The sequence below is a fragment of the Pseudomonas sp. K2I15 genome (assembly GCF_002204795.1).
Taxonomy (GTDB): domain Bacteria; phylum Pseudomonadota; class Gammaproteobacteria; order Pseudomonadales; family Pseudomonadaceae; genus Aquipseudomonas.
The window spans coordinates 32,857-54,908 of the sequence record NZ_NIXO01000038.1 but is presented as its reverse complement, the minus strand read 5'-3'; the positions used below and the strand labels follow the sequence as shown (position 1 = coordinate 54,908).

Genomic DNA, 22,052 nt, shown 5'->3' with positions numbered 1-22,052 from the left:
ACGTGCCGATTTATCCGGACAAGGATAGTCCGTAAGATGCCGCCATCACGGGTCTAGAAGTTGATTTCCCATGGCACCACGAGTAAAGACCAGCGAGCGCATTGTGCAAACCAGCCTGGAGCTGTTTAACCAGCAGGGCGAGCGCAGTGTCAGCACCAACCATATCGCTGCCCATATGGAAATTTCCCCGGGCAACCTGTACTACCACTTCCCCAACAAGCAGGCGATCATCGCCGTGCTGTTTCGTGAGTACGAAGCGTTGGTGGACAGCTTCCTGCGCCCGCCCCAGGGCCGCGCGGTGACCGTGGAAGACAAACGCTTCTACCTGCAGGCTGTACTCGCCGGCATGTGGCGCTACCGCTTTTTGCACCGTGACCTCGAACACCTGCTGGAGAGCGACCCGGAGCTGGCCACTGGCTACCGGCGTTTTTCCCAGCGCTGCCTGATCCAGGGCGCTGCCATCTACCAGGGTTTTGTCGACGCCGGCATCCTGAACATGGACCCGGTACAAACCGAAGCCCTGACCCTCAACGCCTGGATCATCCTCACCTCGTGGGTGCGTTTCCTGTGCACCACCAATGAAAAGTCCACGCACCTGAGCGCCGAGGCGATCAAGCGCGGTGTGTACCAGGTGCTGGTGCTGGAAGCCGGGTTTATCACCCCCAAGGCCAAGGACGCGGTGGATGCGCTGTTCAAAGAGTTTTACGTGCCGTTGAACCAGGCGCTGGAAGAAGTGAAGTAGGATATTTCCCGAACCCGAACGTAGCCACAGGAGTCAGTCATGCCGCTTGCCCAACTGATCAGCCCCCAGCAACTGGCCGAGCGCCAGAAGGCCGGCGGGCTGGTGATCCTTGATTGCCGCTTTGCCCTGGAAGACCCGGATTACGGCCTGTGCAGCTACGCCGAAGGGCATATCGAAGGGTCGCAGTATGCGGATTTGGAACGTCACCTCAGCGGGCCGGTGACCAAGGGCGTGACCGGTCGCCATCCCCTGCCGGCGGCGGATGCGTTTATCCAGCAACTGCGGGCCTGGGGCGTCAACTCGGACAGCGACATCGTGCTGTATGACGACGGCCCCGGTGCCTACGCCGCCCGCGCCTGGTGGTTACTGGCCTGGTTGGGCAAGCGCGACGGTGTTTTCATCCTCGATGGCGGCCTGAAAGCCTGGCATTCGGCGGGGTTCCCTCTGAGCTTGGATGGCCCGGTGGTTGAGCCTGGTACCTTCAACGGTACGCCGGACAACCACCTGCAACTGGACGCCGAGCACCTGCAAAAACGCCTTGGCCAGCCAGGCCTGACCCTGATCGACGCCCGCGCCCAGCCGCGCTTTCGTGGTGACGTGGAGCCGATTGACCCGGTCGCCGGGCACATCCCGGGCGCGCAGTGTGCGGCGTTCAATGAAAACCTGGGCAGCGACGGTCGTTTCCTGCCGGCGGACCAACTCAAGCAACGCTTCGCCGCCAAGCTGCAAGACCGCTCGCCGGATGATCTGGTGGCCTACTGCGGCTCGGGCGTGACGGCCTGCCACAACCTGTTCGCCCTGTGCCTGGCGGGTTACCCGTTGGGCAAGTTGTACGCGGGGTCGTGGAGCGAGTGGATCACTGATCCAGCGCGGGAAGTTGCAACAGGCGACTGAGGTCTACCTGATTCAACCCAATCAGAACTGTGGGAGCGGGCTTGCTCGCGAAGGCGATGTGTCAGTCACCAAATAGGTCGACGGGTATACCGCTTTCGCGAGCAAGCCCGCTCCCACATTTTTACCCGCGTTGTGCCAGCAGCCACTCTGGGATTCGCCGTTCCAGGTAGTAGGTTGGCTGTTTCAGAGAACCATCCACAAACCCGACATGCCCGCCCTTGGCCAGCAATTCGAATTCGGTGCAATCCGACAGTTCGCTGGCCTCGGGCAGGCTGTGGGCGAACACGAACGGATCGTCTGCCGCCTGGATGATCAGGGTGGGTGTGCGAATCGCGCCCAGGTAATAGCGGCTGGAGGCCTGGTGGTAATAGTCCTCGGCACTTAGGAAACCGTGCAGCGGCGCGGTGACGCGGCCGTCAAAGTCCCAGAACGTGCGTATCTTCTCCAGCGAGCCCAGGTCGGCCAGGGTTTTCAGGCCCGCCTCGTGGCCATCCTTTAGAAACCGGCTTTGTTTGACGCGGATGTAGGCCAGCATTTCGCGCATGAAATGCTTCTGGTAAACCCGTGAAAAGCCCAGGCCGATGCGATCGGCGCACTGGTCCAGGCGAAACGGCACCGATACGGCTGCCGCGCCTTGCAGGCCGGAGGCTTCGCCGGTTTCACCCAAATGCTTTAGCAGCACATTGCCGCCCAACGAATAACCCACCGCATACAGCGGCGCCAACGGGCGCTTGGCCCGCAGGTGAGCGATGGTTTCGGCCAGGTCTTCACTGGCGCCGGAGTGGTAGCTGCGGGCTAGCAGGTTGGGTTCGCCGGAGCAGCCGCGCCAGTTCAGCGCGACGCTGGCCCAGCCTTGAGCCGCCAAGGCTTTTTGCAGGCCGGCGACGTAAGGTGAGTTGGACGAGCCGGTCAGGCCGTGCAGCACCAGTACCAGCGGCGTTTGCGCGTCATGGGGGCCATGCCAGTCAAGGTCGAGAAAGTCGCCGTCTGCCAGCCACAGCCGTTCGCGCTGGCGTTCGATGTGGGTGGTTTTGCGCCACAGCGGTCCCCACAGCGTTTGCAGGTGCGGGTTGCCGAGGCCGAAGGCGGGGGTGAAGCGGTCGGGCGTTTTTGACACGATGGTTCTCGCGGCGGATGGCAGGGCGGATGAGCAACCTGTGGCGAGGGAGCTTGCTGTGGCGAGGGAGCTTGCTCCCGCTGGGCCGCGAAGCGGCCCTAAACGCTAACCCCTCAATCTCTCAGGAAACACCATCGCCTGCTTTGGGGCTGCTGCGCAGCCCAGCGGGAGCAAGCTCCCTCGCCACAACAAGCTCCCTCGCCACATTGGGCTGCGCAAGTTCAGGTGTTTAGGCGGCGCCCGACGTCGTACGTTGCCACAACGCGTAATACACCCGTCCGGATTTCTGCTCCCGGTGCAGGCGCCAGGTGCCCGGCAGGCCGAGTGTAGAAGGTGCCGTCTCGCTTTCGGTATAGATCCAGGCATCCGGTGCCAACCACTGGCGCTCTTCCAGCAACGCACACACAGTCGGCAACAGGTTCTGGTTAAACGGCGGGTCCAGGAACACCACGTCAAACTCACGCGCTTCCTGGGTTTCCAGGTAGCGCAGCGCGTCAGCGGTCTGCACTTGCCCAGTGGTGCAACGCAGGGTGCTCAAGTGTTCCTTGAGGCTGGCAACCGCCACATTGCTGGCATCCAGCGCCTGGCCCAAGGCGGCGCCACGGGACAGGGATTCCAGGAACAACGCGCCGCTACCCGCGAACGGGTCCAGCACCTTGGCTCCGGCAATGTACGGCGCGAGCCAGTTGAACAGGGTTTCACGCACGCGGTCTGGCGTCGGGCGCAGGCCCACGACGTCGGGGAAGCTCAGCTTACGGCTGCCCCACTCTCCGCCGATGATGCGCAGTTGGCCCACACCGTTGTGAACGTTGTGGACAGGTTTTTTTGGACGGGATGGACGGGCCATTAATGCTCCGGAACCCCGAGCGGTTGCTCGGCGGGTTTATCTGTGGGGGGCGGTAGTGGCTTTTGCGCAATCGTCGGGCCGGCAGTCACGATGACCAGCTTGTCGGCACTCAAATGTTTGTTCAAAGCAGCTTTGACCTGATCTACGGTCAGCGCCTGGGATTGTTTCATGAAATCTTCAAGGTAGCTCAGCGGCAGGTTATAGAAACCCATGGCGCCCAATTGCCCGACGATATCGGCGTTGCTGGCGGTGGACAGCGGGAAGCTGCCGGCCAGTTCGCGCTTGGCGTCTTCGAGTTCTTTTTGCGTCGGGCCGGTCTTGAGGTAGTCGGCTAGCACGTCCTGCACCAACCTCAACGTACCGGCGCTCATTTCGGCGCGGGTTTGCAGGTTGATCATGAACGGGCCGCGCACCTGCATCGGTGAGAAACCGGAGTATACGCCGTAGGTCAGGCCGCGTTTCTCGCGGACTTCGCTCATCAAACGGGTGCCGAAGCCTCCGCCGCCGAGGATCTGGTTGCCCAGGGACAGCGCGGCGTAATCCGGATCGGCACGGTCGATGCCCAGTTGCGCCAGCAGCAGGGTTGTCTGCTTGGACGGGAACTCGATATGCGTAGTGCCAGCCTTCGGCTCAACCGGTTGGGCGATCTTCGCCAGCGCCGGGCCCTTAGGCAGTGAAGCGGAAACCTTCGCGGTCATGGCTTCGGCTTCGGCGCGGGTCAGGTCGCCGACTACAGAAATTACCGCGTTGCCGGCGGCGTAGGCCTTGGCGTGGAAGTCTTTCAATTGCGCGAGGGTCACCTTCGGCACGCTCTCGGCGTTGCCTTCGCTCGGGTGGGCGTAAGGGTGGTCACCGTACAGATGCTTGAACAGCTCGATGCTCGCCAGTTTGCCGGGGTTCTGTTTCTGGTACTCGAAGCCGGCCAGCAGCTGGTTCTTGATCCGCGCCAGGGAGTCGGCGGGGAAGGTCGGTTTGCCGATCACGTCGTCAAACAGCGCCAGGGCCGCATCACGCTTGTCGCTGGCACTCAGGCTGCGCAGGGAAACCAGCGCCATGTCGCGGTAAGCGCCATTGCTGAAATCAGCCCCCAGGCCGTCGAAACCGGCGGCAATCTGGCTGACATCCTTGCCCGGCACGCCTTCGTTGAGCATCGCATTGGTCAACAGCGCCAGGCCTGGGGTGTTGCCGTCCTGGCTGCTGCCGGCGGCGAACAGGATGCGCATGTCAAACATCGGCAGTTCATGGGCTTCGACGAACAGCACCTTGGCGCCTTCAGCGGTGGTCCAGGTTTGCACGTCGAGCTTGCGGTTGGTCGGCGCCTTGCCGTCCAGCTCGGCCAAAGATTGCAGCTTGTTGGCGGACTTGGCCTGCTCCAGCGCCTGGCTGGCGACGGATTCGCTCGGGCGCAGGAAATACACCACGCATGCGGCGGCCAACGTGACCACGATCAGGCCGGGCAGCACCAGGCGGTTGTTTTTGCGTTCACTCATGAGCGGTCTCCTCAGGCAAAACATGGGCGACGCTGAGACGTTCGCGGGTGAAATAGGTGCGTGCAGCTTTCTGGATGTCTTCGGCGGTGACGCTTTGCAGCTCGGCAAGCTCGGTGTCCATGAGTTTCCAGGACAGGCCGACCGTCTCCAGGGAGCCGATGGCGGTGGCCTGGCTGGTGATCGAGTCGCGCTGGTAAACCACGCCGGCGATGACCTGGGCGCGAATCCGCTCCAGTTCGTCAGCGCTCGGTGGCTTGGCCTTCAGCTCGTCCAGCAGGCGCCACAGGCCGGCTTCAGCCTGGGCAACGGTTTTTTTCTTCTGCAGGTTCGGTGTGGCGGTCAGGGTGAACAGGCTGTCACCGCGGGTGTAGGCGTCGTAGCTCGACGAGCCGCCGGACACCAGTTCTTCACCGCGCTCCAGTTGCGTCGAAATGCGCGCGCTGTAGCCACCATCCAGCAGGGCCGAGATCAGGCGCAGGGCGTTGACCGAGCGTTTGTCTTCAGCGGTGGCGAGGCTAGGCACGTTGAAACCAAGGATTACGCTCGGCAGTTTGGTCTGTACGCGCAGGGTCAGCAGGCGTTCGCCGGGCTCGGCCAGTTCCAGCGGGATTTTTGCCGGTGGCACGTCGCGCTTGGGGATCGGGCCGAAGTAACGCTGGGCCAGGGTTTTGACTTCGTCCGGGGTCACGTCGCCCACCACTACCAGCGTGGCGTTGTTCGGCACGTACCAGGATTGGTACCAGTGGCGCAGCTCTTCGACCTTCATGCGTTCAAGGTCGGCCATCCAGCCGATGGTCGGCGTGTGGTACCCGCTGGCCGGGTACGCCATGGCCTTGAAGCGCTCGTAGGCCTTGGACATCGGGTTGTCGTCGGTGCGCATGCGGCGCTCTTCCTTGATCACCTCGATCTCGCGGCTGAACTCGTCGGCCGGCAAGCGCAGGCTGGCCATGCGGTCGGCTTCCAGCTCAAAGGCAACGCCCAGGCGGTCGCGGGCCAGCACTTGGTAGTACGCGGTGTAGTCATCACTGGTGAAAGCGTTTTCTTCGGCGCCCAGGTCACGCAGGATCAACGAGGCTTCGCCTGGGCCGACCTTGGCGCTGCCCTTGAACATCATGTGTTCCAGGGCGTGGGACAAACCGGTCTGGCCCGGGGTTTCGTAGCTCGAGCCAACCTTGTACCAGACCTGGGAAACCACCACCGGGGCGCGATGGTCTTCGCGCACGACGACCTTGAGGCCGTTGTCCAGGGTGAATTCGTGGGTGGGTTGTGGGTCGGCAGCCAAAGCTGAAAGGGGCAGACAAACTGTGCTGAGCAGCAGGCCTGCGGCGCGGCGGGCTAGAGCATTCATTCGTTTTTAAACCTGTTGAGCTGCCCGCTTGGTCTTAGCGTCGGCGGGCGAGGAGGTGCTAGGATACTGATCCGACCTAGGGACGGCCACTACGGCTGTCTTGTTGAGGCCCTATTTAGGCCTTACAAAATGTTGCGCATGAACGAGCTGGCTAAAAAACAGTCTGTTACGCATCGAATTTTATTTACCGACGCGCCCCTTGGCGCGTCGCTACCTTGAGATAGCCGTCTCCATGTTTGGTTCCAACGACGACAAGAAGACCCCAGCTGCGGCTGGCGAGAAAAAAGGCCTGTTCGGATGGCTGCGCAAAAAGCCGCAGGAAACCGTCGTCGAACAGCCGCAGGTTCAAGCAGAACCGATCCCTGAATCCATAGTAGAAGCCGAACCGGTTGCCGAAACGCCGGCCCCGGTGGTGTTGCCGATGGCGGAGCCGGTGTTGCAGCCGGTGGTTGAGCCAGAGCCTGCGCCCGAGCCCGAGCCGTGGCTGGTGTTGCCGGTGGCGGAAGAGCCTGTGGCATTGGTTGAAGACGAGCAAGCCGAGCACGTGACGCCGCCGATTCCGGCCGTCGTGGAACCGGTGGCCGTTGTGGTTGAAGCGCCGCCGGTGGTTGAAGTGCCTGCGCCGGTTGTCGCCGAGCCTGTGCCGGTCGTCGTCGCCGCGCCAGCGATCATCGAAGAACCTGCCGCCCCCACCGAAACCAGCAAGACCGGCTTCTTTGCCCGCCTCAAGCAAGGCCTGAGCAAGACCAGCGCCAGCATCGGCGAAGGCATGGCCAGCCTGTTCCTCGGCAAAAAGACCATCGATGACGAATTGCTGGAAGACATCGAAACCCGTCTGCTGACTGCCGACGTGGGCGTCGAAGCCACCGCCGTGATCATCCAGAGTCTTACCCATAAGGTCGCGCGCAAGCAGCTGACTGACGCCGATGCGCTCTACAAGTCGCTGCAGGCCGAGTTGGCCAATATGCTCAAGCCGGTGGAAGAGCCGCTGGTGATCAATACGCAGAACAAGCCGTTTGTCATTTTGGTGGTCGGCGTCAACGGCGCCGGCAAAACCACCACCATCGGCAAGCTGGCCAAAAAGCTGCAACTGGAAGGCAAGAAAGTCATGCTTGCCGCCGGTGACACCTTCCGTGCCGCAGCCGTGGAGCAATTGCAGGTCTGGGGCGAGCGCAACAAGATCCCGGTGATCGCCCAGCACACCGGCGCCGATTCGGCTTCGGTGATCTTCGATGCGGTGCAGGCTGCCAAGGCGCGCAACATTGATGTGCTGATCGCCGATACCGCCGGTCGCCTGCACACCAAAGACAACCTGATGGAAGAGCTGAAGAAAGTCCGCCGCGTGATCGGCAAGCTCGACGCCGACGCGCCCCACGAGGTGTTGCTGGTGCTGGACGCCGGTACTGGCCAGAACGCCATCAGCCAGGCCAAACAATTCCACCAGACGGTCCAACTGACCGGCCTGGCATTGACTAAGCTCGACGGCACGGCCAAGGGCGGCGTGATCTTCGCCCTGGCCAAGCAGTTCGGGTTGCCGATTCGTTATATCGGCGTCGGTGAAGGCATCGACGACCTGCGCACTTTTGAAGCCGAACCCTTTGTACAGGCGTTGTTTGCCGAGCGGGAGCGTTCATGATTCGTTTCGAACAGGTCGGTAAACGCTACGCCAACGGGCATGTCGGCTTGCACGAGCTGAGTTTCCGGGTGCGTCGCGGCGAATTCTTGTTTGTGACCGGCCATTCGGGTGCCGGTAAAAGTACCTTGTTGCGCCTGCTGCTGGCCATGGAACGTCCAACCACCGGCAAACTGCTGCTGGCGGGCCAGGACCTGGCCACCATCAGCAACGCGCAGATTCCGTTTTTGCGCCGGCAGATCGGCGTGGTGTTCCAGAATCACCAGTTGCTGTTTGATCGCACGGTGTTCAACAACATCGCCTTGCCGTTGCAGATTCTCGGGCTGTCCAAGGCCGAAATCGTCAAGCGTGTGGATTCGGCCCTGGAGCGCGTGGCGCTCTCGGACAAGACCGACCTGTACCCGGGCGACCTGTCCACCGGCCAGCAACAGCGCGTCGGCATCGCCCGCGCTATCGTGCACCGCCCGGCCTTGCTGCTGGCGGACGAACCCACCGGTAACCTCGACCCGCGCCTGGCCGCAGAAATCATGGGTGTGTTCGAAGACATCAACCGCTTGGGCACCAGCGTGCTGATCGCCAGTCACGACCTGGCACTGATCGCCCGCATGCGCCACCGCATGCTCACCCTGCAACGCGGCCGCCTGATCGGTGACGGGGAGGCTGGGGTATGAGTGCTACACGCAGCCCGAAGGTTTCCGAGCGCGTCGCGCCAAAACCGGCTGATCCGCAACCACAGAAGAAAAAACGCGACGAAGACGACGGCCCGGATTTCGGCACCCTGGTGCATGCCTGGATCGAAAGCCACCGTGCGAGCCTGGTGGACAGCCTGCGCCGCCTGGGCAAGCAGCCAATCGGCAGCTTCTTCACCTGCTTGGTAATGGCTGTGGCCTTGAGCCTGCCGATGGGCTTGTCGCTGCTGCTTAATAATGTCGAGCGCCTTGGCGGCTCGTGGCAGCGGGCGGCGCAGATTTCGCTGTACCTGGACCTGGATGCCAGCGCCAAAGACGGCGAAGCCCTGCGCGACGAGATCAAAGGCCTCCCGGGTGTGGCCGAGGCTGAGTACATCAGCCGCGATCAAGCCCTGGAAGAGTTCCAGCAACAATCCGGCCTGGGCGAGGCGCTCAAGGAATTGCCGCAAAACCCGCTGCCGGGCGTAGTGCTGGTAACACCAAATGAAGTCGACAAGACGACCCTGGAAGCCCTGCGACAAAAACTTGCAGAGCTGCCGAAGGTCCAGCAGGCACAACTTGACCTGGTCTGGGTAGAGCGTTTGGCGGCGATTCTCAAGCTGGGCGACCGGTTTGTGTTCGGCCTGACGGTGTTGCTGGTTTCTGCATTACTTTTGGTGATAGGCAATACCATTCGTCTTCATATTGAAAACCGCCGCACCGAGATAGAAGTGATTAAACTCGTCGGCGGCACAGACAGCTATGTGCGTCGTCCATTTCTGTACATGGGCGCGCTTTATGGCTTCGGTGCGGGGATTCTGTCCTGGGGCGTGCTGGCTTTTGGCCTGAACTGGCTGAACGACGCGGTTGTGGGGCTCGCCGGCTTGTACGGCAGTGATTTTGCCCTGGCTGGCGTACCGGCAGCCGATGGTCTGTCATTGTTGCTTGGGGCAGTGCTCTTGGGGTATATCGGTGCTTGGATTGCGGTCGCACGGCATTTACGTGAGCTGGCGCCCAAGTAGTTAATGTCACGGTAATGTGGTTTCGTTTGTATTGACCGTATCAGTGGTTTAGGGAACTTGTCCTACGGTTCCCGGTCAATTTTCGCAGTGCTGAACTGCACGAGTTATGTGAGTCGGAGGTTTTTTCGTATGACCACTTCTTTGCAACCTGCTTATGCCTTGGTCCCGGGTGCGAACCTGGAGGCCTATGTGCACACGGTCAACAGCATTCCATTGCTGACGCCCGAGCAGGAGCGTGAACTGGCCGAGAGTCTCTACTATGAGCAGGATTTGGGGGCGGCTCGGCAGATGGTGCTCGCCCACCTGCGTTTTGTCGTACATATCGCCCGTAGCTATTCCGGCTACGGCTTGGCCCAGGCTGACCTGATTCAGGAAGGCAACGTTGGCCTGATGAAAGCGGTAAAGCGCTTCAACCCGGAAATGGGTGTGCGCCTGGTGTCGTTTGCTGTGCACTGGATCAAGGCGGAAATTCACGAATTCATCCTGCGCAACTGGCGCATCGTGAAGGTCGCGACCACCAAGGCCCAGCGTAAGCTGTTCTTCAACCTGCGCAGCCAGAAGAAACGCCTGGCGTGGCTGAACAACGAAGAAGTGCATCGCGTGGCCGAAAGCCTTGGCGTTGAGCCACGTGAAGTGCGCGAGATGGAAAGCCGCCTGACCGGCCATGACATGGCCTTCGACCCGGCCGCCGAAGCGGACGACGACAGTGCTTTCCAATCGCCGGCCAACTACCTGGAAGACCACCGGTACGACCCGGCGCGTCAACTGGAAGATGCCGACTGGAGCGACAACTCCAACCACAACCTGCACGAAGCGCTGGAAGTGCTGGACGACCGTAGCCGTGACATCCTCTACCAACGTTGGTTGGCAGAAGAAAAAGCCACGCTGCACGACCTGGCGCAGAAGTACAACGTGTCGGCTGAGCGGATTCGTCAGCTTGAGAAGAGTGCGATGAACAAGCTGAAACTGTCGATCGCCGCCTGACACAGGTAGCCAAGACAGCACGATCGAAATGTGGGAGCGGGCTTGCTCGCGAAGGCGGTATGTCAGTCATATATCAGGTGACTGATCCACCGCTTTCGCGAGCAAGCCCGCTCCCACATTTGTTTTGTGTGGTGTCAGTCAGCCCAAGGCGCCTTGCGCGAGTTGTTCAGCTCGTTCAGGTAACTGTCGCCACCCAGCTGACTCATCTGCTGCCGAATCCACGCGGCCCGTCGCGCCACATATGACGTTGGATGGCTGGCACTCCACACCCGCGGGTTAGGCAGCACAGCCGCCAGGTAGCTTGCCTGCTGGCGGGTCAGCGCCTTGGCACTCACCCCAAAGTGATGCCGCGCCGCCGCTTCTGCGCCAAACACGCCTTCATCCCACTCCACGCTATTGAGGTACACCTCAAGAATCCGCTGCTTGGGCCAGAAAATCTCGATCAGCCCGGTAAACCAGGCTTCCAGCCCCTTGCGCAAATAGCTGCGGCCGGTCCACAAAAACAGGTTCTTCGACACCTGCTGGCTCAAGGTGCTGGCGCCGCGAATCGAACCGCCGCGCTCGTTATGCAGCAACGCCGCCTGGATCGCGCCGAAATCAAAACCCCAATGCTGCGGGAAGCGCTGATCTTCGCCCGCCATCACCGCCACTTTAAGTTCGTCGGAAATCTGATCCCACGGCACCCACGTGCGCTGCACGTCAATCGGCTCGCCGTCGACCCAGGATTCGACCTTGCGCTCAACCATCAGTGCAGTGCCCGGAGGCGGCACGACACGAAACAGCAGCACCAGCAACACACTGCCGATGGCAAACCACTTGAGGACTTTGAGAAAACGCTTGAAGAGGAGACGCAGCATAGAGATGGCTTGGCCGAACCCGTTGAGCGGGCCATTATACAGACCCTGCCCACTGAGTCTGACTGGAGTTCCTCATGTTGCGTGGCTTTCTGATGCTGGCTGCCTTTTTCGGTTTCACTGGCGTGGCCCTTGGCGCGTTTGCCGCCCACGGCCTGAAAAACCGCCTGAGCGCCGACTACCTGGCGATTTTCCACACCGGCGTGACCTACCAACTGGTGCACACCTTGGCGCTGTTCGGCGTGGCGCTGCTGGCTGCGCACATTCCGGGCCGGCTGGTGACGTGGGCAGGCGTGTCCTTTGCTGTCGGCATCCTACTGTTCTCCGGCAGCCTGTATGTGCTGACCATGACCGGCATCAGCAAGCTCGGCATCATCACCCCGTTCGGTGGGCTGGCGTTCTTGATTGGCTGGTTCTTCCTGGGTCTCGCTGCGTGGCGCCTGCAAGCCGCCTGAAGCTTGCGCCAGGTTGCTGACCGGAGGGCTTGGGTCATCACCGCCGATCACGCTAGAATGCTGGCCCCTAAAAACGATGGCGGCCCGTGGCATGCGCATTCAGTTGAACGGCGAATCCTTAGAACTGCCCGACGGTGAAACCGTTGCGGCCCTGCTGACTCGTCTGGACCTCACCGGACGCCGCGTCGCAGTGGAGCTCAACCTGGATATCGTCCCGCGTAGCCAGCACGCCGAAACTGCGCTCACCGAAGGTGACCAGGTCGAAGTGGTCCACGCCATCGGCGGCGGCTAGTCGCCTGCCGCTCAAGGGCGCCAACCCGCATTCTGCAGAACCTCACCCAAACTCGAGGATTTCCCATGAGCATCGTTCGTAGCGACAAGCCCTTCGTCCTGGCCGGTCGTACCTACCAGTCGCGTTTGCTGGTCGGCACCGGCAAGTACCGCGACATGGAAGAAACCCGCCTGGCCATCGAAGCCTCGGGCGCCGAGATCGTCACCTTCGCCGTGCGCCGCACCAACCTCGGCCAGATCGAAGGCGAGCCGAACCTGCTCGAAGTGCTGTCGCCGGATCGCTACACCTTCTTGCCGAACACTGCCGGTTGCTACGACGCCATCGAAGCCGTGCGCACCTGCCGCCTGGCCCGTGAGCTGCTCGACGGCCACAACCTGGTGAAGCTGGAAGTACTGGCCGACCAGAAAACCCTGTTCCCCAACGTGATCGAAACCCTCAAGGCCGCCGAAACCCTGGTCAAGGAAGGCTTCGACGTGATGGTCTACACCAGCGATGACCCGATCATCGCGCGCCAACTGGCAGAAATCGGCTGTATCGCCGTGATGCCGCTGGCCGGTCTGATCGGTTCCGGGCTGGGCATCTGCAACCCGTACAACCTGCAGATCATCCTCGAAGAAGCCAAGATCCCCGTGCTGGTGGATGCGGGCGTGGGCACTGCCTCCGACGCCACCATCGCCATGGAGCTGGGTTGCGATGCGGTGCTGATGAACTCGGCCATCGCCCATGCGCAGCAGCCGATCATGATGGCTGAAGCCATGCAACACGCCATTGTCGCGGGCCGCCTGGCGTACCTTGCCGGGCGCATGCCGAAAAAACTTTACGCCAGCGCCTCCTCGCCGCTGGGTGGTCTGATCAAGTAAGAGCCATTGATGACTGAATCAAACGAAACGCCGAACACCGTGGAAGAAGGCGACGAGTCCAAGCACCGCCGCATCAAGAGTTTTGTGATGCGCGCCGGTCGTATGACCGAAGGCCAGCAAAAGGGCCTGGAGCAGGGCACGCCGCTGTTCGTGTTGCCGCTGGCGGATGCACCGGTGGATTACGACCAGGTATTCGGCCGTTCGGCGCCACGCTCCCTGGAGATCGGCTTCGGCATGGGCCATTCCCTGCTGGAAATGGCCGCGGCTTCTCCGGAACAGGATTTTATCGGGGTTGAAGTACACCGTCCGGGTGTCGGCGCGCTGCTCAATGGCGTGCTGACCCAAGGGCTGACCAACCTGCGGGTCTACGACTGTGATGCGATTGAAGTGCTCAACCGCTGCATCGCCGACAACAGCCTCGACCGCCTGATGCTGTTCTTCCCGGACCCATGGCACAAGAGCCGCCACCACAAGCGCCGCATCGTCCAGGCGTCCTTCGCGGAACTGGTGCGCAGCAAGCTGAAAGTGGGCGGCATCCTGCACATGGCCACCGACTGGGAACCGTATGCCGAATACATGCTGGAAGTGATGGACGTAGCCCCTGGCTACCGCAACCTGGCCGAAGACGGCAAATGCGTCCCGCGCCCGGCCGAGCGGCCAATCACCAAGTTCGAACGTCGCGGCGAGCGACTCGGGCATGGGGTTTGGGATTTGAAGTTCGAGAAAGTGGACTGATAAGCCCCAGGCTTGGAATGCGGTAAAAAATGTGTGCGGGCTTGCTCGCGAATGCGGAGTGTCAGTCACCGGAAACATCGACTGATTCACCGCTTTCGCGAGCAAGCCCGCTCCCACATTTGTTTTGTGCTGTGCCTAAGGTCAGCGGCGATCCGCCACAACCCCGATCAACACCAGCACCACCAACAACACCGGCGCCAGGCTGTAGTTATTGAACTGGCTCAGCCCGCGCACAATCCACGGCGTGGCATAGATCAGCGCAGCACCGCTGCCGATCATGCACACCAGCGCCATCAGCGGTACGCGCAGCGCACCTGCGATGCTGCCCAGCCGTGCTTCTACCCAACCCTTGATGTCGGCGCCAAACAGCACCAGCAGGCAGCCTACCAGCGCCAGGGAGATTTCCGACAGGTTGCTACGGCTCCAGCGGGACACGGTGGCGAGTAGATCGAGTACCAAATCCATTCGATTTCCTTAAGAGCAATCAGCTCAAAAACTTCTGCAGCAGGTCATTGAGAAAGAGTTGCCCGCGGTCGGTGGCCGCCAGGCGTGACGGTTCGACCTGCATTAAGCCACTTTGTTCTGCATCCGTGCGGGCTTCATCGAGGCTGGACAGCTCAAGGCCGGTGCGCTCGGCGTACAGCCTGGCTTCCACACCATCGGTGAGGCGCAGGGCGTTCATCAGGAACTCGAACGGTAACTCTTCGTTGGTCAGTTCTTTGGACCCTGCCTGGTAGTTTTTCGCCGGGTTGAGGTAGTCCTTCGGCGCTCGGGTTTTCCAGGTGCGCACGATGCGCCCGTCCGGGTGGCTGAGCTTGCCGTGGGCGCCGGCACCGATGCCGATAAAGTCGCCAAAGCTCCAGTAGTTCAGGTTATGCCGCGCCGGCCTACCCGGTTGGGCGTAGGCCGAGACTTCGTACTGGGCGTAACCGTGTTCGGCGAGCAATGCCTGGCCTGCTTCCTGGATGTCCCACAGGGTGTCGTCTTCCGGCAGCACAGGCGGCTGGTTCCAGAACACGGTGTTGGGCTCCAGGGTCAGTTGGTACCAGGACAGGTGCGTGGGTTTGAGGGCAATGGCCTGGCGCAGGTCGTCCAGGGCGTCGTCCAGCGACTGATCGGGCAAACCGTGCATCAGGTCCAGGTTGAAGTTGTCGAACCCGGCCTGGCGCGCCATGCCGGCAGCACGTACGGCTTCGTCACCGTTGTGGATGCGGCCCAGTGCTTCGAGCTTTTCCTGCTGGAAACTCTGGATGCCAATCGACAGCCGATTGATCCCCAGCTTGCGATACGCCACGAACTTCTCTTGCTCGAAGGTCCCGGGGTTGGCTTCCAGGGTGATCTCGATGTCGCTGGCGAACGGGATGCGTGCTTCCACACCCTTGAGCAGTCGGCCCAGTGCAGCGGCGCTGAACAGGCTTGGGGTGCCACCACCGAAGAAGATCGAACTCAGCTCACGGCCATACACCGCATGCAGGTCCTGATCGAGGTCGGCCAGCAGAGCGTCTACGTATTCTTCTTCCGGCAGCACCTTGCTGGCGGTGTGGGAGTTGAAGTCGCAATAAGGGCATTTGCGCACGCACCACGGGATGTGGATGTACAGCGCCAGGGGCGGCAGGTGAGGCAGGGCCGCCCGAGGGGTTTGCGCGCCACCGAGGATCAGTGGCTGCGCGGAGGTGTTCTGAGTCATTTCAAACCCAGACGCAGGCGCAGCAAATCCATTGCGCGGGCGCGGTGGCTGATCTGGTTCTTGTCGGCCGGGCTCAGTTCGGCACTGGAGACATTGCGCTCCGGCACCCAGAACAGCGGGTCGTAGCCAAAACCATGTTCGCCACTGGCGGCATGCAGGATGCGCCCGTGCCACAGGCCTTCGCAGAGGATCGGCAGTGGATCATCGGCGTGACGTACCAGGGCCAGCACGCAGACAAACTGCGCGCCACGCATCGCGTCCGGTACGTCCTTGAGGGCATCCAGCAGCTTGGCGTTGTTGGCCGCGTCGCCTTTGCCATCGGCGTAACGCGCCGAGTAGATGCCTGGCGCGCCGCCGAGGAAGTCCACGGCCAGCCCCGAGTCGTCGGCCAGCGCCGGCAGGCCGGAGATGCGCGCGGCATTGCGGGCCTTGAGGATGGCGTTCTCGACAAACGACAGGCCGGTCTCTTCCGGCTCTACCTGGCTGAACTCGCCAATCGAGCGCAGTTGCACCGAGTCGCCGAGCATGGCCTGGAGTTCTTTGAGCTTGCCGGCGTTATGGCTGGCCAGTACGAGTTGTGTGAGGTTCATCATTCGGCCGGAAACAGTTCCTGGTTGAAACTGAAACCGTGGGCTTTGCCGCCGGTTTCAACGTTGATGGTGAAAATTCGTACTTCCTGCTGCGGCACGGAGTACTGGGCGAGGTAGTAAATCGCACCTTTCTCGGTGATCTGCTTGAAGGTCAGCATCTCACTCTTGCCGCTCAGGTCTTTGACCGTGCCCGTCACCTGGGCCACCACGGGTGTGACGCCCTTGATCACCGACACATTGATCACGCCCTTGTTCTTGCTGCGCACCAGTTCAACGGCCTGGGCCACGTCGGGTTGCAGGAAGCTGGAGGTGAAGGTGTTGTAGTGCACAGTGATGTCGCCGAAATCTTTCTGGCGATTGGGGTCGATAACGTCGGCAGCCATGGCGCTGACGCCCAGGCAGGCAGTGAGTAGAAAAACAGCCAGGCGACTCATGATCGTCCTCCTTGAATATGGTTAGACGGCTATCTGGTGGTCCGTCAGGCCCGGGCTGCTGACCCGGTAGATCCCGATCTCACCCAACAGGTTAGGCCATAGCTTACTCGCCCAGCCGTGACGGTGCTGTTGATCGACGGCAAGGCGGTTGATGACTTTGGCGTCACGCTCGCCACACAGCGCTTCGAAGTCTTCGAAGGTGCAGAAGTGGATGTTGGGCGTGTTGTACCAGGTGTACGGCAGGAAATCCGACACCGGCATGCGGCCCTTGCTGGCCAGGTACCAGCGGCAGCGCCAGTGACCGAAATTAGGGAAGGTGATGATGCACTGGCGGCCGACGCGCAACATTTCGTCGAGGATCCGGTCCGGGTAGTGCACGGCTTGCAGCGCCTGGGTCATGACCACGATGTCGAAGCTGTTGCTGGCAAAGTTGCCCAGGCCCTTGTCCAGGTCCTGCTCGATCACGTTGATGCCCTTGGCCACGCACTGGGCGATGTTGTCCGGGTCGTTTTCCAGGCCGTAGCCGGTGACTTGCTTGTTGTCGCGCAGCCAGCTCAGCAGTTCGCCATCGCCGCAACCGAGGTCGAGCACGCGGCTGCCGGCGGGGATCCAGTCTTGGATGATTTCCAGGTCGGCTCTCATGGCGTTCTCCCAAAGCGTAAGCAATTCATATAAGCGCTATTCGGTTCATGTAGTTGCCAAAGGCCTGCAAGTAACGCGGGATCGGGATCAGGAACGCGTCGTGGCCCTGCGGTGCATCGATCTCCAGGTAGCAGACGTCTTTCTTGGCGGCCATCAGCGCATCCACCAGCTCCCGCGAGCGGGCCGGCGAGAAGCGCCAGTCAGTGGTGAACGACATCACGCAGAACTTGGCGGTGGCCGCCTCAAAGGTGCGCGCCAGGTCATCGTCGAAGTTCGCCGCCGGGTCGAAGTAGTCCAGGGCCTTGGTCATCAGCAGGTAGGTGTTGGCGTCGAAACGCCCGGAAAACTCCTCGCCCTGATAACGCAGGTAGCTCTCGACCTGGAACTCGACGCTGTGGAAGTCGTAGTTGAGCTTTTCGCTCTTGAGACCACGGCCGAATTTCTCGCCCATGGAGTCATCCGACAGGTAGGTGATGTGCCCGACCATGCGCGCCAGCATCAGCCCGCGCTTGGGGATCACACCGGCTTCCTGGAACGAACCACCGTGGAACTCCGGGTCGGTAAGGATCGCCTGGCGCGCCACTTCGTTGAAGGCGATGTTCTGCGCCGACAGCTTGGGGGCCGAGGCGATGGCCAGGCAATGGCGCACGCGGTCCGGGTAGGTGATGGTCCATTGCAGGGCCTGCATGCCGCCCAGGCTGCCGCCGATCACGGCGGCCCATTGGGCGATGCCCAGTACGTCGGCCAGGCGCGCCTGGCTGTGCACCCAGTCTTCCACGGTCAGTACCGGGAAGTCGGCGCCAAACGGCTTGCCGGTTTCCGGGTTCAGGCTGCTGGGGCCGGTAGAGCCGTTGCAGCCGCCGAGGTTGTTCAGGCTGACCACAAAGAACTTATTGGTGTCGATGGGCTTGCCGGGGCCGATGCAGCTGTCCCACCAGCCGGGCTTGCGCTCGTCCACACTGTGGAAGCCCGCAGCATGGTGATGGCCGGACAGGGCGTGGCAGATCAGCACGGCATTGCTGCCTGTGGCGTTCAGTTGGCCGTAGGTTTCATAGATCAGGTCGTAGGCGGGCAGCGAACGGCCGCAGGCCAGGGCCAGCGGTTCGCTGAAGTGCGCCACTTGGGGCACGACCAGTCCAACAGAATCGGGGGGGAAGGCAGTTGGCATCGACCCTGCTCTCGTTTAAATGAGGCGTAAGTCTAAAGACCGCTGCACCCAGCGGCAAGCAAAGGCCCGCAGAGGTTTTTTTTAAGGCTTTTAGTGGCGAGGGAGCTTGCTCCCGTTGGAGCGCGGAGCGCTCCCAATCCGGCCGCCGCAATTGTGCAGGTGCAGCGCGGTCATCCTTTTTGGGGCTGCTGCGCAGCCCAGCGGGAGCAAGCTCCCTCGCCACATTGTTGTCAGATCAGACCGAACAGTTCTTTGGGCATGAATGCATAGAAGGCCAGACGCGGAATCACCCAGCTTTGCAGCAGCTGAATGGCGATAAACGCGAAGATCGGCGAGATATCCAGGCCACCCAGGTTCGGTATCAGGCGACGGAACGGTGCCAGCACCGGTTCAGTGATCTGCGCCACCAGCTCTGCGCCAGGGCTGCGGCTGCCGGGAGCGACCCACGAGAGGATCACGCTGATGATCATCGACCAGAAAATGATCTTCAAAAACAGCGAGAAAATCCCGATCAAGGCCCACGGCAGCAACAGCAGCGTGGTGGCCTGATAGCCGTTGAGCAGCAGGATGACCGCGAACAGCAGGATCTGCAGCAACAGCGCCAGCACCAGCGACGACATGTCCAGGCCGAACATACTCGGGATCACCCGGCGCAGTGGCTTGAGCAGCGGTTGCGTGGCCTTCACCACGAACTGGCACAGCGGGTTGTAGAAGTTCGCCCGCACCAGTTGCAGGATAAAACGCATCAGCACGATCAGCAGGTACAGGCTGCCCAGGGTCTGGATGATGAAGATGGCAGCGTCATTGATTCCGAGCATGTTTAATTCCTATGTTGGGGACGACTATTTGCCCAGCTGCTCGGCCATTTCAGCCGAACGATGTGCTGCGGCACCCAGTGCTTTTTCCACCAGGGCTTCAAAGCCCCCGGCCTGGAACGATTCGATTGCCGCTTGGGTCGTGCCGCCCGGCGAGGTCACGCGACGGCGCAGTTCGGCAGCGTCGACATCACTGGCCACGGCCATCTGTGCGGCGCCCAATGCGGTTTGTTCGGCCAGTTGCTCAGCGACGTCGCGTGGCAAACCCAGTTTCACGCCGGCGGCGGTCATGGATTCGATCAGCAAGAAGAAGTAGGCCGGGCCGCTGCCGGACACTGCAGTGACGGCGTCCAGTTGCTGCTCTTGTTCCAGCCACAGGGCGATACCCACGGCAGACAACAACTCTTGTGCCTGGTCGCGCTGGGCTGCGGTCACCTCGCTGGTGGCGTACAAGCCGCTCACGCCCTTGCGCAGCAGCGCCGGGGTGTTGGGCATGCAGCGCACAATCGGCTGGGCGCCGAGCCAGGCGTTCATGCTGGCGCAGGTGATGCCGGCGGCGATGGACACCACCAGTTGATGCGGCTTGAGGCTCGGGCGCAGGCTTTCGCACACGGCTTTCATGGCCTGTGGCTTGACCGCCAGCACCACGACATCAACGCCTTCAATCGCTTGTGCGTTGTCGGCGAAGGTTTCGATACCGTGCTCGGCGCTGACGCGGGCGCGGGTGTCGGCGCCCGGGTCGCTGGCGCGAATCTGTTGTACTTCCAGGCCCTTGGCCCGCAGGCCGCCGATCAGGCTGGCCGCCATGTTACCGGCGCCGATAAAGGCAATACGCGTGTTGCTCATGACAGGTCCTTATTCAGATGGAAGTCAGCCATGTCACGGCTGGCCGTAGTCGCGGGCACCAAACAGGGCGGTACCGATCCGCACCCAGGTGGCGCCTTGGGCGATGGCCGACTCAAGGTCATGGCTCATGCCCATGGAAAGTGTGTCGAGCGGGAGGTTCAGGCTCGCTTGCAGATCGCGCACGGTGGCGAAGGCTGCGTCCTGCTCTGCACGGTCTTCGGTTGGCTCGGGAATCGCCATCAAACCGCGCAGCTTCAGGCGCGGCAGGGCGCTGATGGCTTCGGCCAGGGCGGGCAGGTCGGCGGGTGTACAGCCGGACTTGCTGGCTTCGCCACTGACATTGACCTGGATGCAGATATTCAGCGGCGGCAGGTCAGCCGGGCGTTGCTCGGACAGGCGTTGTGCGATTTTCAGGCGGTCCACGGAATGCACCCAAGCGAAGTTCTCGGCGATCGCACGAGTCTTGTTCGATTGAATGGGGCCGATGAAGTGCCAACTCAAGGGCAGGTCGGTTAATTCGGCCTGTTTGCCCAGGGCTTCCTGCAGATAGTTCTCGCCAAAGTCACGCATCCCGGCGGCATAGGCTTCGCGCACGGCTTGTGCCGGTTTGGTCTTGCTCACGGCCAGCAGGTGCACGCTGCCTGCGTCGCGCTGCGAGGCCTCGGCCGCCGCACGGATCCGCTCGGAAACCAGGCTGATGTTGTCTGCTATGGTCGACATTCAAGTTGCGCCCGTGGATATGGAGTCCGCGGCATTCTACTGGAAATGGAAAGCCCTATGGATATCACTGAACTGCTGGCCGCCAGCGTGCGCCTGCGGGCCTCAGACCTGCATCTGTCGGCCGGGTTGGCGCCGATGTTGCGAGTTGATGGCGAAGTCTGGCCGCTCGATTGGCCGGTGCTGGCACCCACGCAAGTGGCGGAGTTACTCAGCCCTTTACTGAACAATCACCAGCAAAAGGATTTCGAAACATCTCTTGAAACGGATTTTGCCTTCGAGTTGCCTGAGGTGGCGCGGTTTCGGGTGAATGTGTTCCAGCAGCACCGGGGCATGGGTGCGGTGTTTCGTACCATCCCGTCAACGGTGCAGAGCCTGGAAAGCCTGGGGCTGGGCGAAGTATTCCGGCGCATCGCCGATTTGCCACGTGGGCTTGTATTGGTCACCGGGCCGACCGGGTCCGGCAAGTCCACGACCCTGGCGGCGATGATCGATTACCTCAACACCCATCGTCGCCAGCACATCCTCACCCTTGAAGACCCGATCGAGTTTGTTCATCTACCGAAAAATGCCCTGATCAACCAGCGGCAGGTGCATCGCGACACACACAGCTTTTCGACCGCCCTGCGTTCGGCATTGCGGGAAGACCCTGATGTGATTCTGGTGGGTGAGCTGCGGGATCTGGAAACTATCCGGCTCGCGCTGACTGCGGCAGAAACCGGGCACCTGGTGTTCGGCACGCTGCACACCACCTCAGCGGCTAAAACCGTGGACCGAGTGGTGGATGTATTTCCCGCGGTGGAAAAGGCCATGGTCCGCTCGATGCTCTCGGAGTCATTGCAGGCGGTGGTGTCTCAGGTGTTGGTGAAGAAAGTCGGCGGCGGACGAGTGGCGGCTCACGAAATCATGCTTGGCACATTGGCGATTCGTAACCTGATCCGCGAGGACAAGGTGGCGCAGATGTACTCGGCGATCCAGACCGGCGGGGCGCTGGGGATGAAGACGCTGGACATGAGCTTGAAGGAATTGGTCAGCGAGGGGCTGATCAGCCGGGAGCATGCCCGGGAGAAGGCGAGGGTGCCTGGGGATATTTGAGATCGTGTGAGCGATGAAGAGCTAATGTGGGAGCGGGCTTGCTCGCGAATGCGGTGGTTCAGTCAAATATGCATCGACTGACACTCCGCCTTCGCGAGCAAGCCCGCTCCCACACAA

At 61.6% G+C, this 22,052-nt stretch carries 25 protein-coding genes; 11 read left to right on the top strand and 14 right to left on the bottom strand.

Annotation, left to right across the window (positions count from 1 at the left end; all coding sequences use genetic code 11):
• The first annotated feature begins 70 nt into the window (after positions 1-70).
• Together CEC48_RS21085 and CEC48_RS21080 are read left to right on the top strand one after the other, a co-directional pair.
• A complete protein-coding gene (locus CEC48_RS21085; RefSeq protein WP_003213791.1) occupies positions 71-742 on the top strand; it encodes a TetR/AcrR family transcriptional regulator in 672 nt (223 codons plus the stop codon).
• Positions 743-781: 39 nt separating this feature from the next.
• Positions 782-1,636 carry a sulfurtransferase gene (locus CEC48_RS21080; RefSeq protein ID WP_088425509.1) on the top strand — a complete coding sequence of 285 codons (855 nt, stop codon included), beginning with the start codon at positions 782-784 and terminating at the stop codon, positions 1,634-1,636.
• A 121-nt stretch (positions 1,637-1,757) separates the two neighbouring features.
• Here the strand turns inward: CEC48_RS21080 and CEC48_RS21075 are convergent, their stop codons facing one another.
• From CEC48_RS21075 to CEC48_RS21060, 4 genes are all read right to left on the bottom strand, one after another.
• The gene (locus tag CEC48_RS21075; RefSeq protein ID WP_088425508.1) at positions 1,758-2,753 is read right to left on the bottom strand and encodes a hydrolase; all 996 of its coding nucleotides are present in this window, start codon (positions 2,751-2,753) and stop codon (positions 1,758-1,760) included.
• A 229-nt stretch (positions 2,754-2,982) separates the two neighbouring features.
• Positions 2,983-3,600 (bottom strand): 16S rRNA (guanine(966)-N(2))-methyltransferase RsmD, encoded by a 618-nt coding sequence (gene rsmD / locus CEC48_RS21070; protein WP_088425507.1) that lies wholly within the window; start codon positions 3,598-3,600, stop codon positions 2,983-2,985.
• Positions 3,600-5,090: a pitrilysin family protein gene (locus CEC48_RS21065; protein ID WP_088425506.1), complete on the bottom strand. Its 1,491-nt coding sequence runs from the start codon at positions 5,088-5,090 to the stop codon at positions 3,600-3,602. Before CEC48_RS21065 ends, rsmD begins: the two co-directional genes overlap by 1 nt.
• Positions 5,083-6,438: a pitrilysin family protein gene (locus tag CEC48_RS21060; protein WP_088425505.1), complete on the bottom strand. Its 1,356-nt coding sequence runs from the start codon at positions 6,436-6,438 to the stop codon at positions 5,083-5,085. The genes CEC48_RS21065 and CEC48_RS21060 overlap by 8 nt, the downstream gene beginning before the upstream one ends.
• 232 nt (positions 6,439-6,670) lie before the next feature.
• Here CEC48_RS21060 and ftsY point away from each other — a divergent pair, with 232 nt between their 5' ends.
• The 4 genes from ftsY to rpoH all read left to right on the top strand — a co-directional run bounded on the left by ftsY (position 6,671) and on the right by rpoH (position 10,745).
• Positions 6,671-8,074, top strand: a complete 1,404-nt coding sequence (gene ftsY / locus CEC48_RS21055; RefSeq protein WP_088425504.1) for a signal recognition particle-docking protein FtsY — start codon at positions 6,671-6,673, stop codon at positions 8,072-8,074.
• On the top strand, positions 8,071-8,742 hold the full coding sequence (gene ftsE / locus CEC48_RS21050) for a cell division ATP-binding protein FtsE (RefSeq protein WP_003213784.1): 672 nt from the start codon (positions 8,071-8,073) through the stop codon (positions 8,740-8,742). The genes ftsY and ftsE overlap by 4 nt, the downstream gene beginning before the upstream one ends.
• Positions 8,739-9,761: a permease-like cell division protein FtsX gene (gene ftsX, locus CEC48_RS21045; RefSeq protein ID WP_088425503.1), complete on the top strand. Its 1,023-nt coding sequence runs from the start codon at positions 8,739-8,741 to the stop codon at positions 9,759-9,761. Before ftsE ends, ftsX begins: the two co-directional genes overlap by 4 nt.
• 129 nt (positions 9,762-9,890) lie before the next feature.
• The gene (rpoH, locus tag CEC48_RS21040) at positions 9,891-10,745 is read left to right on the top strand and encodes an RNA polymerase sigma factor RpoH (protein ID WP_003176698.1); all 855 of its coding nucleotides are present in this window, start codon (positions 9,891-9,893) and stop codon (positions 10,743-10,745) included.
• Positions 10,746-10,879: 134 nt separating this feature from the next.
• Here rpoH and mtgA read toward each other — a convergent pair whose 3' ends face one another.
• Entirely contained in the window at positions 10,880-11,602 is a 723-nt protein-coding gene (mtgA, locus tag CEC48_RS21035; RefSeq protein ID WP_088425502.1) for a monofunctional biosynthetic peptidoglycan transglycosylase, read from the bottom strand.
• 74 nt (positions 11,603-11,676) lie between these two features.
• On the opposite strand from mtgA, the gene CEC48_RS21030 reads away from it, so the two are divergent.
• The 4 genes from CEC48_RS21030 to trmB all read left to right on the top strand — a co-directional run bounded on the left by CEC48_RS21030 (position 11,677) and on the right by trmB (position 13,941).
• Positions 11,677-12,054: a DUF423 domain-containing protein gene (locus CEC48_RS21030; RefSeq protein ID WP_088425501.1), complete on the top strand. Its 378-nt coding sequence runs from the start codon at positions 11,677-11,679 to the stop codon at positions 12,052-12,054.
• 91 nt (positions 12,055-12,145) lie between these two features.
• Complete coding sequence (gene thiS, locus CEC48_RS21025; RefSeq protein WP_176438750.1) at positions 12,146-12,346, top strand: sulfur carrier protein ThiS; 201 nt, start codon at positions 12,146-12,148, stop codon at positions 12,344-12,346.
• 65 nt (positions 12,347-12,411) lie between these two features.
• A complete protein-coding gene (locus CEC48_RS21020; protein WP_088425499.1) occupies positions 12,412-13,206 on the top strand; it encodes a thiazole synthase in 795 nt (264 codons plus the stop codon).
• Positions 13,207-13,215: 9 nt separating this feature from the next.
• Entirely contained in the window at positions 13,216-13,941 is a 726-nt protein-coding gene (trmB, locus tag CEC48_RS21015; protein WP_017737956.1) for a tRNA (guanosine(46)-N7)-methyltransferase TrmB, read from the top strand.
• A gap of 141 nt (positions 13,942-14,082) precedes the next feature.
• On the opposite strand, the gene CEC48_RS21010 is transcribed toward trmB, so the two are convergent.
• The 9 genes from CEC48_RS21010 to CEC48_RS20970 all read right to left on the bottom strand — a co-directional run bounded on the left by CEC48_RS21010 (position 14,083) and on the right by CEC48_RS20970 (position 20,843).
• Positions 14,083-14,406: a DUF3392 domain-containing protein gene (locus CEC48_RS21010; protein ID WP_003213776.1), complete on the bottom strand. Its 324-nt coding sequence runs from the start codon at positions 14,404-14,406 to the stop codon at positions 14,083-14,085.
• A gap of 19 nt (positions 14,407-14,425) precedes the next feature.
• Positions 14,426-15,628, bottom strand: coding sequence for a radical SAM family heme chaperone HemW (gene hemW, locus CEC48_RS21005; protein WP_088425498.1), 1,203 nt, complete (start codon positions 15,626-15,628; stop codon positions 14,426-14,428).
• Positions 15,625-16,221 (bottom strand): RdgB/HAM1 family non-canonical purine NTP pyrophosphatase, encoded by a 597-nt coding sequence (gene rdgB, locus CEC48_RS21000; RefSeq protein WP_088425497.1) that lies wholly within the window; start codon positions 16,219-16,221, stop codon positions 15,625-15,627. The genes hemW and rdgB overlap by 4 nt, the downstream gene beginning before the upstream one ends.
• Positions 16,218-16,652: a DUF4426 domain-containing protein gene (locus tag CEC48_RS20995; RefSeq protein WP_010167700.1), complete on the bottom strand. Its 435-nt coding sequence runs from the start codon at positions 16,650-16,652 to the stop codon at positions 16,218-16,220. The genes rdgB and CEC48_RS20995 overlap by 4 nt, the downstream gene beginning before the upstream one ends.
• A gap of 21 nt (positions 16,653-16,673) precedes the next feature.
• Positions 16,674-17,294, bottom strand: a complete 621-nt coding sequence (gene metW / locus CEC48_RS20990) for a methionine biosynthesis protein MetW (RefSeq protein ID WP_088425496.1) — start codon at positions 17,292-17,294, stop codon at positions 16,674-16,676.
• A 25-nt stretch (positions 17,295-17,319) separates the two neighbouring features.
• Complete coding sequence (locus CEC48_RS20985) at positions 17,320-18,462, bottom strand: homoserine O-acetyltransferase (RefSeq protein WP_088425495.1); 1,143 nt, start codon at positions 18,460-18,462, stop codon at positions 17,320-17,322.
• A 230-nt stretch (positions 18,463-18,692) separates the two neighbouring features.
• Positions 18,693-19,280 carry a YggT family protein gene (locus CEC48_RS20980; protein ID WP_088425494.1) on the bottom strand — a complete coding sequence of 196 codons (588 nt, stop codon included), beginning with the start codon at positions 19,278-19,280 and terminating at the stop codon, positions 18,693-18,695.
• 24 nt (positions 19,281-19,304) lie between these two features.
• Complete coding sequence (gene proC / locus CEC48_RS20975) at positions 19,305-20,123, bottom strand: pyrroline-5-carboxylate reductase (RefSeq protein ID WP_088425493.1); 819 nt, start codon at positions 20,121-20,123, stop codon at positions 19,305-19,307.
• 33 nt (positions 20,124-20,156) lie between these two features.
• Positions 20,157-20,843, bottom strand: coding sequence for a YggS family pyridoxal phosphate-dependent enzyme (locus CEC48_RS20970; protein ID WP_088425492.1), 687 nt, complete (start codon positions 20,841-20,843; stop codon positions 20,157-20,159).
• A gap of 57 nt (positions 20,844-20,900) precedes the next feature.
• Here CEC48_RS20970 and CEC48_RS20965 point away from each other — a divergent pair, with 57 nt between their 5' ends.
• Positions 20,901-21,935 (top strand): type IV pilus twitching motility protein PilT, encoded by a 1,035-nt coding sequence (locus CEC48_RS20965; protein ID WP_088425491.1) that lies wholly within the window; start codon positions 20,901-20,903, stop codon positions 21,933-21,935.
• The last annotated feature ends 117 nt before the right edge of the window (positions 21,936-22,052 follow it).

Bases quoted from the DNA above. Each gene is read 5' to 3' on its own strand.
- CEC48_RS21085 (WP_003213791.1), top strand. From the start codon at position 71: ATGGCACCACGAGTAAAGACCAGCGAGCGCATTGTGCAAACCAGCCTG.
- CEC48_RS21080 (WP_088425509.1), top strand. From the start codon at position 782: ATGCCGCTTGCCCAACTGATCAGCCCCCAGCAACTGGCCGAGCGCCAG.
- rsmD (WP_088425507.1), bottom strand. From the start codon at position 3,600: ATGGCCCGTCCATCCCGTCCAAAAAAACCTGTCCACAACGTTCACAAC.
- CEC48_RS21065 (WP_088425506.1), bottom strand. From the start codon at position 5,090: ATGAGTGAACGCAAAAACAACCGCCTGGTGCTGCCCGGCCTGATCGTG.
- CEC48_RS21060 (WP_088425505.1), bottom strand. From the start codon at position 6,438: ATGAATGCTCTAGCCCGCCGCGCCGCAGGCCTGCTGCTCAGCACAGTT.
- ftsY (WP_088425504.1), top strand. From the start codon at position 6,671: ATGTTTGGTTCCAACGACGACAAGAAGACCCCAGCTGCGGCTGGCGAG.
- ftsE (WP_003213784.1), top strand. From the start codon at position 8,071: ATGATTCGTTTCGAACAGGTCGGTAAACGCTACGCCAACGGGCATGTC.
- ftsX (WP_088425503.1), top strand. From the start codon at position 8,739: ATGAGTGCTACACGCAGCCCGAAGGTTTCCGAGCGCGTCGCGCCAAAA.
- rpoH (WP_003176698.1), top strand. From the start codon at position 9,891: ATGACCACTTCTTTGCAACCTGCTTATGCCTTGGTCCCGGGTGCGAAC.
- mtgA (WP_088425502.1), bottom strand. From the start codon at position 11,602: ATGCTGCGTCTCCTCTTCAAGCGTTTTCTCAAAGTCCTCAAGTGGTTT.
- CEC48_RS21030 (WP_088425501.1), top strand. From the start codon at position 11,677: ATGTTGCGTGGCTTTCTGATGCTGGCTGCCTTTTTCGGTTTCACTGGC.
- thiS (WP_176438750.1), top strand. From the start codon at position 12,146: ATGCGCATTCAGTTGAACGGCGAATCCTTAGAACTGCCCGACGGTGAA.
- CEC48_RS21020 (WP_088425499.1), top strand. From the start codon at position 12,412: ATGAGCATCGTTCGTAGCGACAAGCCCTTCGTCCTGGCCGGTCGTACC.
- trmB (WP_017737956.1), top strand. From the start codon at position 13,216: ATGACTGAATCAAACGAAACGCCGAACACCGTGGAAGAAGGCGACGAG.
- CEC48_RS21010 (WP_003213776.1), bottom strand. From the start codon at position 14,406: ATGGATTTGGTACTCGATCTACTCGCCACCGTGTCCCGCTGGAGCCGT.
- hemW (WP_088425498.1), bottom strand. From the start codon at position 15,628: ATGACTCAGAACACCTCCGCGCAGCCACTGATCCTCGGTGGCGCGCAA.
- rdgB (WP_088425497.1), bottom strand. From the start codon at position 16,221: ATGATGAACCTCACACAACTCGTACTGGCCAGCCATAACGCCGGCAAG.
- CEC48_RS20995 (WP_010167700.1), bottom strand. From the start codon at position 16,652: ATGAGTCGCCTGGCTGTTTTTCTACTCACTGCCTGCCTGGGCGTCAGC.
- metW (WP_088425496.1), bottom strand. From the start codon at position 17,294: ATGAGAGCCGACCTGGAAATCATCCAAGACTGGATCCCCGCCGGCAGC.
- CEC48_RS20985 (WP_088425495.1), bottom strand. From the start codon at position 18,462: ATGCCAACTGCCTTCCCCCCCGATTCTGTTGGACTGGTCGTGCCCCAA.
- CEC48_RS20980 (WP_088425494.1), bottom strand. From the start codon at position 19,280: ATGCTCGGAATCAATGACGCTGCCATCTTCATCATCCAGACCCTGGGC.
- proC (WP_088425493.1), bottom strand. From the start codon at position 20,123: ATGAGCAACACGCGTATTGCCTTTATCGGCGCCGGTAACATGGCGGCC.
- CEC48_RS20970 (WP_088425492.1), bottom strand. From the start codon at position 20,843: ATGTCGACCATAGCAGACAACATCAGCCTGGTTTCCGAGCGGATCCGT.
- CEC48_RS20965 (WP_088425491.1), top strand. From the start codon at position 20,901: ATGGATATCACTGAACTGCTGGCCGCCAGCGTGCGCCTGCGGGCCTCA.